The sequence below is a fragment of the Bacillus sp. ISL-46 genome, from assembly GCF_018613205.1.
On sequence record NZ_JAGGQR010000068.1, the window covers coordinates 26,264 to 39,289 of the forward strand.

The following is a 13,026-nucleotide window of genomic DNA, read 5'->3' on the forward strand; positions in this document are numbered from 1 at the left end:
ACGAAATGTATTTATTTGCCAACGCAACGATTTATATAGGCTTAGCCATCGCAATTTATTCACTCCTCATTATCACGTTGGGGATTAGCACGAAAAATCAAAAGTTTATTAACAGTGGTAAAGGTGGATTGATTGCATTATTAGTATGTTCATCACTTGCAATGCTTTCATTGTTCTACCTATTAGCAACCTCTCAATTTCAATACGAATATGTTCATGATTACACAAGCAGTGAACTACCTATTATCTATAAACTTACCGCACTATGGGCGGGTAATGCAGGCTCGTTGTTATTGTGGACATTCTTCTTGACTCTTTATACTTGTATGATTGCTTTCTCACGGAAGTTAAAAGGAAACCCGATGATTCCATACATATCGGCCATCTTACTTGCAAATGCAGTTTTCTTCTTTTTTATTTTAGGTTTTGTTGCAAAACCTTTCCTTCTATTAAATGAGATTCCAATAGAAGGAAAAGGATTAAATCCAATGCTTCAAAATCCAGGAATGATCATTCATCCTGTCACACTTTACCTTGGTTATGTAGGCCTTGCCATTCCATTTGCTTTTGCGATGGCGGCATTGATTTTGAAAAATGTCGATGATTTCTGGATTAAAATGACTAGACGTTGGACAATTATTGCCTGGTTATTTTTAAGTCTTGGAAATATCTTTGGTGGTCAATGGGCATATGTTGAACTTGGCTGGGGCGGTTACTGGGCATGGGATCCAGTTGAAAATGCATCCTTTATGCCATGGTTAACAGCAACTGCCTTCATACATTCCGTTATGATTCAAGAACGGAAAAACATGTTAAAAATTTGGAATATCAGCTTAATCATTGTCTCCTATGCACTTACCCTATTTGGTACATTCTTAGTGCGAAGCGGCGTACTGACATCCGTCCATGCCTTTGCAAATTCAAACCTGGGATTATACTTCTTAATCTTCATGGGTGTGGCAGTCATCGGAGCACTATATGTGTTAATGAGCCGTTACAACCTGCTGAAACGCAGTGAAGGGGAATTTAATTCCTTTGTTTCTAAAGAGAGCAGCTTCTTAGTAAATAATTTATTACTTGTCGGAGCAGCCTTTGCCGTATTTTGGGGGACGATTTTCCCATTAGTATCGGAAGCAGTACGTGGTACAAAAGTAACGGTTGGTCTACCATTTTTTAATAAAGTTGAAGCACCAATTCTATTATCAATGATGTTTGTCATGGCAGTTTGTCCAATGCTTGCTTGGCAAAAATCTACCGTGAAAAATCTTAAGAAAAACTTCATGATTCCAGCTATCCTCGCTGTTCTTGGCATGATTTTGATGGTAGTGTTAGGAATTCAAAAAGCATGGGCAGTCATTGGTTATGGAGTAATCATTCTATTATTAATCACCCACTTCTTAGAGTTTTATAGAGGTGTAAAAGCTAGAAGAAAAATGACTAAAGAAACACCACTAGTGGCGCTGTACCGCTTGATGATTCGAAATCGCCGCAGGTATGGTGGATACATCGTTCACCTTGGTATTGCCTTCATCACGATGGGGATTATTGGCTCACAGAATTATGATTTACAAACAATGAAAACAGTCGATTTAGGGCAGTCAATTGAATTAAAGGATTATCGTATCAACTACGACCGACTTGATCAGAAGAAAGAAGGCATTAATGATATCGTCTATGCCGATGTAACCGTTTTTAGAAATGGTAAAAAGCTAGGCACTTACCAGCCAGAAAAGGTATTTTACGGTAACTGGGAACAGCCTTCTTCAGAAGTGGCGATCATATCCTCGCTTAAGGAAGACTTATACATCGTGTTAAGTGCATGGGAAGATGATGGAAAAGCTACATTTGTTGTAAAGATTAATCCAATGATGAACTGGTTATGGATTGGTTCATTCATGATTGTTATTTGCGCCCTGTTCGCCGTTTGGAACGAAAAATATGGGAATGTCACTCCGAGATACATGGGAGTACGCAGAGAGGTGTCTTAATATGAAAAACAAAATTTATATTGGCCTTCTCATAATAGCGTTCATTTTTCAAGGATCATTCCTACGCGTTGAAGCAGCAAAACAGATTGACTATAAATCAGCTGAATTCAAAGCGGTTGCTCAGCAATTCGCCTGCACATGTGGCTGTGGCCAGGATCATTATGAATGTGATCCGAATACGTGCAATCTTACCACAGAATTTAAAGCAGACCTGGTTGACATGATGAACAAGGGGTGGGATAAGGATAAAATTCGTGCCTATTATGTCAATATCTATGGTGAAGAAATATTGACTTCACCTGAAAAAAGCGGTTTTAGTTTAACAGCTTGGGTTCTACCGTTTGTAGTATTGGCCGCAGCGGGAATATCATTGTATTTCGTTATTCGTAAATGGGTTAAGAAAAAAGGCACAGATGAACCTGTTGCTGAGTACCAGAACACCGAGGATGAAGTAGAAGGAGAAATACTATCTTCCATGATTGATGAAGAACGCAAAAAGTATCTTTAGGATGTGAACAAAATGCAAGATATCACAGTCATCTCGATGATTTTTACCACCATATTTGCGCTAGCCTGTCTGTTTCTAATATTATCACCGTTATTTAAGTGGGATGCTTATTTACATGTTAGTTCAACGGGTCAGGATATCGGCGCCTCGAAAGAAGCACTATTAACAACACTTAATGAAATAGAATTTGAGTACAAGATGGATAAAATCTCACACGCTGATTATAAAGTTTTAAAGAAGCAATACGAAACAGAAGTTGCCAGCCTTATGAAGGAAGAAGAACAATTGATGGATACAAACATTGATAAAGATTTAATGGATGAAGTTGAAAAAGAAATTGAAGCTCAAATGAAAACTTATAAGAATAAAAAGGGGGAAGGAAAGTGATCAAAAAAATCACGGTTTTCTTCCTCGGACTGATGCTATTCATTCCATTTCATGGATTAGCAGCTTCTGATTCAAAGGTTTCGATTGATATGCATTATATCGTTGTCAGCCCTGCAGAAGATGGCTCAACGAATATGATGAATATGGTTAATTATACTAATACCTCAGGTGAAGAATATAAAGGTGACGGTAAAAGTGAAGCGGTCTTAAATGTAACCCTTCCCGAAGGCGCAGATGATCTCAATTTTTTAGATAATAAAATTGCCTTTAAAGAGGTTGACAAAGGATTCATTACAACCACGGCAATTCCAGGAAATCAAACGATGGTGTTGCCTTACAGTTATCGGATTGCAAAGGGAAAAGAAATTAATTTAAAAGCTTACTACAACGTACAAATGATGCAAATTCTCGTTCCAGAAGGAAGAGGGAGTATTGAAGTTAAGGGGGCTGTTGCAACTAGTCAAGGCAGTTTCAAATTCGATGACGAAAATTATTTTGGATACAGTATCGAAGGGATTAAAGCTAACCAATCGTTTACACTTGTTTATAAGCCAGATGTACAGCCTGCAGCGAATGAGACAAAAAAGTCGGAAACAACTAATAAAAGTAATAGTTCGGTTACACACACGGCGCCTGCTTTCCATAATCCAGGTCATCTAAGAATATGGGCACAGTCCCCGCTACACCGCTTTGATCCACACGTCTTTTTAATTATTATAGGAGCTATTGTCATTGCGGGAATCTCCTATTATATCTATTTCAGAAGGAAAGCAAAGCTGGAAGAGGAAAGACTTGGAGCAGATAAAGAAGAGAAGGCATTTAAACTTTTAATGGCAAAGCAAAAAGCCATAATGGATAAGATCATTGAATTGGAAGAATCCTTCGGAGATGGAAAGCTTTCAGAGGATGAATATCATGCAAAGCTAGAAGCTTATAAACAGCATCTTGTCCAAGTAAAATTAAACTTACGTAATTTTGTAGAGTAGTAGCTGGGATGGGAGAGACTGCAAATGATAGAAATAAAAAAGCTAACAAAGCAAGCGGATAATAAGCTCATCCTTCGTGGTGTAGACCTCTCAATCAAAAAAGGAGAAACGGTTGCCATCCTTGGACCAAATGGTGCCGGAAAAAGTACGCTTCTAAAAGTACTAGCAACCTTAATAAAACCTACATCTGGGTCTATATTGGTTAATAATATGGATTTGAAAAAAAATCATATTGAAATAAAAAAAATAATGGGTTATTTACCCCATTCCAGTTTGCTTTATGACCATTACACTCCATTAGAAAATATTGTGTTCTTTGGGAATATCTATGGTGTTAAAAATGTTGAACAACGAGCGATTGCGCTTGTCAAAGAAGTAGGATTGTCATTCTTTTTAAATGAACCGGTAAAGAATTTCTCCCGTGGAATGATTCAACGGATTGCAATTGCACGAGCGATTGTTCATGAACCGGAAATTCTCCTTTTGGACGAACCACACACAGGATTAGACCAAGGAGCGATTACCATTCTTAATAACGTTATTCTTTCCATGAAAGCAAAAGGCACGACTACTTTAATGGTTACACATGATTTCAAACAAGCAGCTGAAATCTGTGACAGAATTATCATTGTGAAAAATGGCAAGATCGTCGATGATTTTAGGATTGAAAATCAAAACTTAGGTTTTGTTTCAGAAAAATATGAGCAATTAGTGGAGGGAGTATCATGAACCTTTTTCGAACCGCCCTCTTACTAGCAAAAAAGGATTTATATTCCGAATTAAAAACAAAACAAATTATGGTGACCCAAATTATTTTCGCTGGTCTGGTGATTGTTGTTTTCAGCTTCGCCTTTGACCCTGCCAATAATACAACAAAAGCAGTTATACCAGGAGTCATTTGGGTCATTATCGTCTTTGCTGGAATTTTAGGTCTTAACAGATCATTTATATCCGAGCAGAGAAATGATACGATGCAAGGATTATTGGTTGCACCAATGGAGGCAGCGAGCATTTATTTAGGAAAGTTCTTAGCCAATTTTGCGATGATGCTGATCGTAGAACTGGTTTCCATCCCGTTTTTATTTTTGTTATTTGATTTTAAATTTTTTGGGAGCATTCCTTATTTTATCTTAGTTGTATTCTTAGGCAGTTTTGGATTTATCGCTATTGGAACATTCTTGGCGGCATTGGCAGCCAATTCCAAAAGCAGTGAGATGCTGCTTCCACTATTGCTGTTTCCAATTACAACGCCAATCCTAATCGGTGTTGTTCAAGCCACTCGAATCATCTTAACGAATATGGAGAAATTTTCAAGTGCAGTCGCTTGGATTCAGTTGGTCACTGCGTACGATGTTATCTTCTTTGTTGTTTGTTTCTTATTAATTGATTATGTGCTGGAGGTTTAAGTGATGAGTATGAATCTCGAACGAGAGAAAGCGGTACTTACTGGATCTCAATTAACTGCTAAGAAGAGCCCAGATCTATCAAAGATTTTGTTTGGTTCTACAGTTATTTCCATGTTTGTCGCCCTTTATTTTATCTTTATCTTTTCTGCTGAAGAAGTAACAATGGGAGCAGCCCAAAAAATCTTTTATTTTCATGTTAGCTCAGCATGGCTGGCGTTCATGGCATTTTTTGTGACATTTGTATTCAGTATTTTATTCTTAGTCAAGCGGAAAAGAATATTTGACACCTATGCTTATATTTCTGCAGAAATTGGTGTGGTCTTTACAATCATTGTCTTAACAACTGGTCCAATTTGGGCAAAATCATCATGGAATACTTGGTGGGTTTGGGAGCCGCGGTTAATTACAACGTTAATTCTTTTCTTTATCTATATAGCCTACATTATGATTCGTCAAATGGATGGAGTATGGGATAAAAAAGCCAGACTTGCTGCTGTATTTGGAATCATCGGGTTTGCTGATGTTCCAATCGTATTTTTCGCGATTCGCTGGTGGCAAACAAAGTTTCACCCAATCGTGTTTGGTGAGGGACCTTCCCAAAAAGGTGGAGGTATTGAGAGTTCTATGCTAGTGGCGTTGTTTGTTTCACTTGCAGCATTTACCATTCTATATTCATACCTTCTTCATAAAGGTGTTTCTTTTGAAAATATGAAACTTAAAGTAGAGCGGTATAAAGAAAAATTAAGAGAAGAATTGGAAAAATAGGAGGAATTTATCATGGGTTTTGAATTTATGTATGGTGCCTATTCTGTTGCATGGGTTGTTATTTTTGGATATATGTTAATACTCGGTAAAAGACACTCAAAGCTTAAGAAGGAAATTGAATTCTTAAAACAACTAGAAAAATAACTAGTAGTAATAATTAGGCCTGTGAAGCATTAACAGGCCTTTTGCATAGAACCTTACTGGTGTCAGGAGGAAATACGATGAACAAGCGGGTCATCAAATTACTCGTATTGATTCTTATTGTTGGTATGTTTGGTTTCTTTGGTTATAGTTTAGTTACAAAAGGTGAACATACAGATGTTGGTGATCAGGCATATAATTTTTCGTTGCCAAATTTGGATGGAAGTACAACCAAGCTCTCCGATTTTAAGGGGGAAGTGGTTATTCTGAACTATTTTGCCAGTTGGTGTGCTCCATGTAAAGAGGAGTTACCAGAGCTAGAATCCTTCCAAAAAGAATATGGTGATCAATATCATTTTCTTATGATTAATCGCGGCGAGACAATGGATAAGATTAATAAAGTAACAGAGAAAAATAAAGCTGGAATGAACTATTTATTTGATTATAATGCAAAGGTTTCTAAAATGTATAATGTGACAGGGCAGCCTGAAACCTTTGTGATTGATAAACAAGGAATTATTAGAGAACATTTTAACGGTCCAGTTACAGAAATGCAGTTATATAATTGGGCGAAGAAATATGATAAATAAACTCACAAAAAAGGATTGAACCTGATTATAAGGTTCAATCTTTTTTTCTTGGCTTTGTTAACTAGCCAAGTTGATTTCCGCTCCAGGCGCTTCGCTTTTCGCGAGCGGTCCGGGGAGCCTCGTCCTCCCGCAGGAGTCTTCGCGCCTTCCGCTCCAATCAACGTAGGCTATAAAATCTACAATGTCCCTTACACAGCCTTTTTCTAAAACGGTTTAAAGTGAAATTCTGCGATCACATCAGCCTTGACTGTTATTTGTCCTGGTTCAATTTGTGTGGAGGCAGCTCCTTTCACGAAAGCTCCAGGCTGGTTAATAACAGGCTGGACCGTTCTGCCTCCTTCGATAATTAACCTCGGTGTGGGGATTAACGATACATTTAAGGTCCCTGCAATGGTTTTAGCCCTTTCAATTGCATTATTTACTGCCATAACTAAGACCTGTTTATAAAAAGACTCTTTGTCTTTCACTGTAAATTGGACGTTAGAAACATAGTTCACACCGTTTTGAACAGCGGTATCCACGACCTTGCCAACGATTGATAAGTCCTCTATTTTTACCTGCAGGATATGGGTTATTTTATAACCACGAAATATTTGTTTCCCTTGGTCATAATCGTAATCTGAATCAATTCGATAATCGAAGGTTTGTATATTATTTTGGGTAATTCCCAGTGAAATAAGAGAGTCGATTACCTTTGTTACTTCAAGAGAATTCTGCTGCTGGGCGGTTATTACTTGCTTGCTTTCCGTTATAATTCCTAGGTTTACCGAAGCGGAGTCAGGTTGGATTGCCATTTCTCCTTCACCAGACACTTTAATTAAATAGTCCTTGGGAGGTAATCCATTTCGATTTAACGGATGGTAATTATACACTTCCCTCTCCCCCTTATGTTTATTCTTTCTTTAAAATACGACTGACCTCCAAAAATGTTCCGATATTAAAATTTATCCCTTTCTACTTATCTTATTTTTGTTCTAGCATTCATCTCAGAAAATAGAAAAGAAATGACAGTTTTGAAAGTCATAATGTGACCAAGCAGGCATACATTTTAAATAATGAGAAAGGCAAATACGAGGAGGTTGCACACGTGGAAACGATCCTAAACTTTTTACCAAAAAATATAGCCGACCTAATCAGCAAAATCCCTCCTAACCAAAAAGAAGAACTGGAAGAAATCCGCATACGAATTAACCGACCGATTGAAATGACGATGAAAGGCGCACCCAGGTTTTTACCGTATATTGTCCAGCCTGATGATGCGTTTCACCTAATGAATAAAATAAGTCATTTCTCCATCTATACCCTCGAAGAGGAACTTAAGCAAGGATTTATAACTGTTTCCGGGGGACATCGGATTGGGCTGGCTGGTAAGGTGATCCTCGAGGGTGGAAAGGTCAAGGCGATCAGGGACATTTCCTCTTTTAATATTCGGATAGCTAGGGAAAAGGTAGGGATAGCTGAACCAATTATCCCATATATCTATCAGGGAAATTGGATGCATACGATGGTGATTGGTCCGCCCCAAACTGGAAAAACAACATTACTGCGTGATATTGCAAGAATTGCATCCTCAGGTTACTTAGCAAGGGGCATACAGGCAAATAAGGTAGGGATTGTAGATGAACGAAGTGAAATTGCTGGGTGTGTTAATGGGATACCGCAATTGACCTTTGGTGACCGTTTGGATGTGCTAGATGCCTGTCCGAAAGCTGAAGGAATGATGATGATGATTCGCTCGATGAGTCCAGATATTCTGGTTGTTGATGAAATAGGCCGGAAAGAAGATGCTGAAGCCATCCAAGAGGCTGTTCATGCGGGAATAAAGTTAATGATGACCACTCATGGGACGAGCATTGAAGAAGTTAGAAATAGACCATCTTTACGGACGATTCTTGATCAAAAAATTTTTCAACGTTTTGTTGTCCTTAGCAGGGCATCAGGGCCGGGAACTATTACTCATATTTTAGATGGAAATGGTAAAGAAATGAATCAAAAAGTGAGAGTGACATAAATGATTAAGCTTATAGGTGCTGTTTTCATAATTGTCGCAACAACATGGATCGGATTTGAGATTTCCAGACGTTTTAGTGAACGACCAAGGCAGCTTAGGGCATTAAGGACTGCACTTCAATCACTTGAAGCAGAAATAATGTACGGCCATACGCCATTACATGAAGCAGCCAGAAGGTTAGCAGAACAGCTTACAAAGCCGCTTTCAACCTTTTTTGAGTCCTTTTCCAAGAAATTAACAGACACCGAAACAACGGTAAGAGACGCTTGGGAAACAAGTTTAAGAGAAATATGGAATTCTACAGCATTAAAGCAGGGAGAATTTGAAATTATGAAGCAATTTGGGGAAACCCTGGGTCGACATGATCGTATGTCCCAGCAAAAACATATCATGCTGACACTAACACATCTTGAAAGAGAAGAGGCGGATGCAATTCAAGCCCAAGCAACATACGAAAAAATGATCAAGAGTCTCGGATTCTTATCAGGATTATTACTGATTATTTTATTATTTTAGGGGGAAATGCAATGGGGTTAGAAGTGGATATTATTTTTAAAATTGCTGGTGTGGGAATAGTTGTTGCCTTTTTGCATACCGTTCTTGACCAGGTGGGGAAAAAAGAATACGCACAGTGGGTAACGTTGTTTGGGTTTATCTATATATTATTTCAGGTAGCATCCATTGTGGATGATCTCTTCCAAAAAATTAAATCTGTATTTTTATATCAATAGAAGGGGGGGCCCTAAGATTGAAATCATAAAAATAGTTGGCATAGCTCTTGTAGCAACCTTTCTAGCTTTAATTGTGAAAGAACAAAAGCCAAATTTTGCATTCCTCTTAGTTGTCTTTGTAGGTTGTGTTATTTTTCTTTTTTTGGTGGATAAAATTTATGAAATCATTCATATGCTTGAGAAACTGGCAGTGAATGCAAAAGTGAATATGGTTTATATCGAAACGATTTTAAAAATCATTGGAATTGCTTATATTGCTGAATTTGCCGCCCAGATTACAAAGGATGCTGGTCAGGGAGCACTCTCTTCTAAAATTGAATTAGCTGGAAAAATTATTATCCTTGCTATGGCGATCCCAATTCTAACTGTTTTGATTGAAACGATAATCAAACTTATTCCTAGTTGATGACAAACCTGAAAAAGAGGTGTAGATAGAATTGAAGCAGCGATTGCAGTTTATTCCTATTATAGTTCTTGTATTCTTTTTTTTATCCTTTACAGGTGTACAAGCTGCCGAAGAGACTAAAGACCCAAACCCTCTTTCTCCGCAGGAGTTAGTTGATGCCCAGCTTAAATCCCTTGATATTACAGAACTCAAACAATTTTGGGAGGATATTACCTATAAATACGGGGGATTTCTTCCCGAAAGCCAGAAGGGAAGCTTGTATGACTTTGTTAGCGGCGAGAAGAAATTCTCATTTAAACAATGGGGGTTGGGAATAGTAAAGTTTGCCTTTCAAGAGTTTGTTTCTAATGGAAAATTGCTGGGGTCATTGATCATGCTAACCATCTTTAGTATGTTCCTTCAATCGATGCAGAATGCCTTCGAGAAAAGCGCGATTAGCAAGGTCGCATATTCAATCGTTTATATGGTCTTAGTCATAATTGCCCTGAATAGTTTCCATATCGCCATCAGTTATACAAATGAAGCAATCGGATCGATGATCTCCTTTGTGCTAGCACTTGTTCCACTGTTACTCGCATTAATTGCAGCCTCTGGCGGTCTTATATCAGCAGCTTTCTTTCATCCGGTGATCTTGTTTTTAATGAATATAAGCGGTTTATTCATGCAGTATATTATCCTGCCTCTCCTGTTTCTAGCCACCTTGTTGAGTATTGTAAGCACGATGTCAGAACAGTATAAAGTGTCACAATTAGCTGCCCTGCTAAGAAACTGGAGCATTGGGTTAATGGGAATCTTCTTGACTGTGTTTCTAGGTGTTATTTCAGTACAGGGAGCATCAGCAGCTGTAACAGATGGTGTTACGATCAGGACAGCGAAATTTGTAACGGGGAACTTTATACCTGTAATCGGCCGGATGTTTACAGATGCTACAGATACGGTGGTTAGTGCATCTGTCCTATTAAAAAATACAGTAGGCATTGCTGGTGTTGGTATCCTACTTATCATTGTAGCCTTCCCAGCCATTAAAATCTTAATGATTGCCTTTATCTATAAATTCGCTGCCGCTATCTTGCAGCCATTAGGCGGAGGGCCAATCATTACCTGCTTGGATATTATTAGTAAGAGTGTCATTTATGTCTTTGCTGCTTTAGGAATCGTTTCACTGATGTTCTTTTTATGTATAACAGTTATAGTTGCGGCAGGAAATCTGACGATGATGATGAGATAGGGGGGATTCATATGGAATTTTTAATAGAGTGGGTAACGAATATTATTCTCTTTATCTTGTTAGCCACGGTAATTGATATGCTCCTCCCCAATTCAAGTATGCAAAAGTACACAAAAATGGTTACAGGACTCCTTTTAATTGCCATTATTCTTACCCCAATCTTTAAATTGATTTCCAAGGATTTTGAATCAGCAATGGGTTCGATCCCTTCATATCAAGCTCCTGGAGAAAAAAATATGAAAAATTCAATAGATTTAAAGAAAAAAGAAATACAAGCCCAACAACATGCATATATTTTAGAAGAAATGGCTGTCCAACTGAAAAAGGACGTGAAAGAGGAGTTGATGGAACAATACGGATTGGAGATAGCAAAAATTGATCTTGCTACAAATGAAGAAAGCGACCAAGCATTCCCAGACAACCTCCAAAAGGTTATGGTTCTTCTGAAGCAACCAGAAAATGAAGTGAAGACAGTCGAAGCGATCAAACAAGTCGAAATTAACACAGAAACACCTCTTCCATCTAAAAGCTCAACAGAAGAAGCTGAAAAAATTGCCGCTTTTCTTTCGCAAAAATGGAATGTGACCGAAAAAACAGTTGAAGTTTCGATTGAAGGGGGGATTAATAACCAAAATGAATAACAACCAAGGACCATTTTCATGGCTTAAAAAGGTGCTCAAAATAGAAGGTAAATCTGACAAGAAACCAGGGAAATACCAGTATATGCTTGTTGTTCTATGTATCGGTGCAGCCTTTATGCTTGTTGGCAATATTGTATTTAAAACAGATTCGAACTCAGCTGATACACCTGTTGCGACGAGTGAAAAAGTAGATTCCGAAGATGTACCGGCATTTGGTCTAAATAAGGGCTCAAGCAATAAGGCATTGGATAAATATGAAGAAAAATATGAAAATCAGCTTAAGAAAGCCCTTCAGGAAATGCTAGGGGTTAACAATGTTACAGTTGTTGTCAATATTGATTCCACTGATAAGAAAGTGCTTGAAAAAAATAGGGTTTCCAAATCACAAACGACTGAAGAAACAGATCGAGAAGGTGGGGAACGGAAAGTTGAGGAAGCCTCAATTGATGAACAACTAGTGATTATCCGTGAGGGTGAAAAAGAGGTTCCGATTGTAGTAGAAACGAAAAAACCTGAAATTCGCGGTGTCTTAGTGGTTGCGAAAGGCGCAGAGAATATACAAGTGAAAAAGTGGATTGTAGAGGCAGTTACACGCGCTTTAGATGTACCAAGTCACCGAGTTGCTGTCATGCCTAAAAAATAAAAGGGGTGTTTTCCTATGCTATTGAAAAAACAAACAGTTTGGTTATTAACGATGTTAAGTTTAGTAGTTGTATTATCTGTTTATTACATTACCTCTCCGGAACAGAAGAGTAATGATCTAGCTGCTGTTTCGCAAAAAGCGAAAGATCAAAATCAGGGTAAAACAAAGACGGAAGCTAAGGATGATAAAACAATTGTATCAACTGTTGCGGGTGATGAAGCGTTTGAAGAATTACGTATGAAGCTCGATGACCTAAGGAGCGAACAGCGAGAGGATTTAACGACCGAGCTGGCCTCCACAGATATTCCTGCGGTTGAGCGAAGTAAAGTAAAAGATCAAATGGACAAATTGAATCAAACGGCCAAAAAAGAAGAAATTCTTGAAACGTTAATTAAAACAATGGGCTATGAAGATGCATTAGTAAGAGCTGATGGTGAAAAAGTAAGAGTCACAGTTAAATCTAAGATGAAACCTTCAGCAACTGAGGCCAATAAAATCATCTTACAGGTGAAAAAAGAAATTGGAGAAACCAATTATGTGGCAGTAGAATTCCAACCAACGAAATAAATGTAACAAAAAAGGAAAGTCAACGACT

Annotated in this window: 18 protein-coding genes; 17 read left to right on the forward strand and 1 reads right to left on the reverse strand. The window is 38.0% G+C overall.

Annotated features, from left to right (window positions below; all coding sequences use genetic code 11):
* The first annotated feature begins 5 nt into the window (after positions 1-5).
* From J7E67_RS26725 to J7E67_RS26765, 9 genes are all read left to right on the forward strand, one after another.
* Positions 6-1,988, forward strand: a complete 1,983-nt coding sequence (locus tag J7E67_RS26725; RefSeq protein ID WP_214713130.1) for a heme lyase CcmF/NrfE family subunit — start codon at positions 6-8, stop codon at positions 1,986-1,988.
* A gap of 1 nt (position 1,989) precedes the next feature.
* Positions 1,990-2,496, forward strand: a complete 507-nt coding sequence (locus tag J7E67_RS26730) for a cytochrome c-type biogenesis protein CcmH (RefSeq protein WP_214713129.1) — start codon at positions 1,990-1,992, stop codon at positions 2,494-2,496.
* A gap of 12 nt (positions 2,497-2,508) precedes the next feature.
* The gene (locus tag J7E67_RS26735; protein ID WP_214713128.1) at positions 2,509-2,883 is read left to right on the forward strand and encodes a hypothetical protein; all 375 of its coding nucleotides are present in this window, start codon (positions 2,509-2,511) and stop codon (positions 2,881-2,883) included.
* Positions 2,880-3,869, forward strand: coding sequence for a hypothetical protein (locus J7E67_RS26740; RefSeq protein ID WP_214713127.1), 990 nt, complete (start codon positions 2,880-2,882; stop codon positions 3,867-3,869). Before J7E67_RS26735 ends, J7E67_RS26740 begins: the two co-directional genes overlap by 4 nt.
* A gap of 24 nt (positions 3,870-3,893) precedes the next feature.
* Positions 3,894-4,598 carry an ABC transporter ATP-binding protein gene (locus J7E67_RS26745; RefSeq protein ID WP_214713126.1) on the forward strand — a complete coding sequence of 235 codons (705 nt, stop codon included), beginning with the start codon at positions 3,894-3,896 and terminating at the stop codon, positions 4,596-4,598.
* On the forward strand, positions 4,595-5,275 hold the full coding sequence (locus tag J7E67_RS26750) for a heme exporter protein CcmB (RefSeq protein WP_168245041.1): 681 nt from the start codon (positions 4,595-4,597) through the stop codon (positions 5,273-5,275). Before J7E67_RS26745 ends, J7E67_RS26750 begins: the two co-directional genes overlap by 4 nt.
* A gap of 3 nt (positions 5,276-5,278) precedes the next feature.
* Entirely contained in the window at positions 5,279-6,040 is a 762-nt protein-coding gene (locus J7E67_RS26755; RefSeq protein WP_214713125.1) for a cytochrome c biogenesis protein, read from the forward strand.
* Between the two features lie 12 nt (positions 6,041-6,052).
* Positions 6,053-6,184, forward strand: a complete 132-nt coding sequence (locus J7E67_RS26760) for a CcmD family protein (RefSeq protein ID WP_168245039.1) — start codon at positions 6,053-6,055, stop codon at positions 6,182-6,184.
* A gap of 77 nt (positions 6,185-6,261) precedes the next feature.
* On the forward strand, positions 6,262-6,771 hold the full coding sequence (locus J7E67_RS26765; protein WP_214713124.1) for a TlpA family protein disulfide reductase: 510 nt from the start codon (positions 6,262-6,264) through the stop codon (positions 6,769-6,771).
* Between the two features lie 203 nt (positions 6,772-6,974).
* On the opposite strand, the gene J7E67_RS26770 is transcribed toward J7E67_RS26765, so the two are convergent.
* Positions 6,975-7,643, reverse strand: a complete 669-nt coding sequence (locus tag J7E67_RS26770; protein WP_214713123.1) for an SIMPL domain-containing protein — start codon at positions 7,641-7,643, stop codon at positions 6,975-6,977.
* A 215-nt stretch (positions 7,644-7,858) separates the two neighbouring features.
* Between J7E67_RS26770 and spoIIIAA the strand changes: the two genes are divergently transcribed.
* From spoIIIAA to J7E67_RS26810, 8 genes are read left to right on the forward strand one after another with little or no spacing between them, the layout of a single operon-like run.
* Positions 7,859-8,782, forward strand: a complete 924-nt coding sequence (spoIIIAA, locus tag J7E67_RS26775) for a stage III sporulation protein AA (RefSeq protein WP_088088929.1) — start codon at positions 7,859-7,861, stop codon at positions 8,780-8,782.
* Complete coding sequence (gene spoIIIAB / locus J7E67_RS26780; RefSeq protein ID WP_214713122.1) at positions 8,783-9,298, forward strand: stage III sporulation protein SpoIIIAB; 516 nt, start codon at positions 8,783-8,785, stop codon at positions 9,296-9,298.
* Between the two features lie 11 nt (positions 9,299-9,309).
* Positions 9,310-9,513 (forward strand): stage III sporulation protein AC, encoded by a 204-nt coding sequence (spoIIIAC, locus tag J7E67_RS26785; RefSeq protein ID WP_066060661.1) that lies wholly within the window; start codon positions 9,310-9,312, stop codon positions 9,511-9,513.
* A complete protein-coding gene (gene spoIIIAD / locus J7E67_RS26790) occupies positions 9,470-9,919 on the forward strand; it encodes a stage III sporulation protein AD (protein ID WP_214713121.1) in 450 nt (149 codons plus the stop codon). The genes spoIIIAC and spoIIIAD overlap by 44 nt, the downstream gene beginning before the upstream one ends.
* 31 nt (positions 9,920-9,950) lie before the next feature.
* Positions 9,951-11,147, forward strand: coding sequence for a stage III sporulation protein AE (gene spoIIIAE / locus J7E67_RS26795; protein ID WP_214713120.1), 1,197 nt, complete (start codon positions 9,951-9,953; stop codon positions 11,145-11,147).
* A gap of 11 nt (positions 11,148-11,158) precedes the next feature.
* Positions 11,159-11,788 (forward strand): stage III sporulation protein AF, encoded by a 630-nt coding sequence (spoIIIAF, locus tag J7E67_RS26800; protein ID WP_214713119.1) that lies wholly within the window; start codon positions 11,159-11,161, stop codon positions 11,786-11,788.
* Positions 11,781-12,431, forward strand: coding sequence for a stage III sporulation protein AG (spoIIIAG, locus tag J7E67_RS26805; RefSeq protein WP_214713118.1), 651 nt, complete (start codon positions 11,781-11,783; stop codon positions 12,429-12,431). Before spoIIIAF ends, spoIIIAG begins: the two co-directional genes overlap by 8 nt.
* Before the next feature lie 15 nt (positions 12,432-12,446).
* Complete coding sequence (locus J7E67_RS26810; protein ID WP_214713117.1) at positions 12,447-12,998, forward strand: SpoIIIAH-like family protein; 552 nt, start codon at positions 12,447-12,449, stop codon at positions 12,996-12,998.
* Positions 12,999-13,026 lie beyond the last annotated feature (28 nt).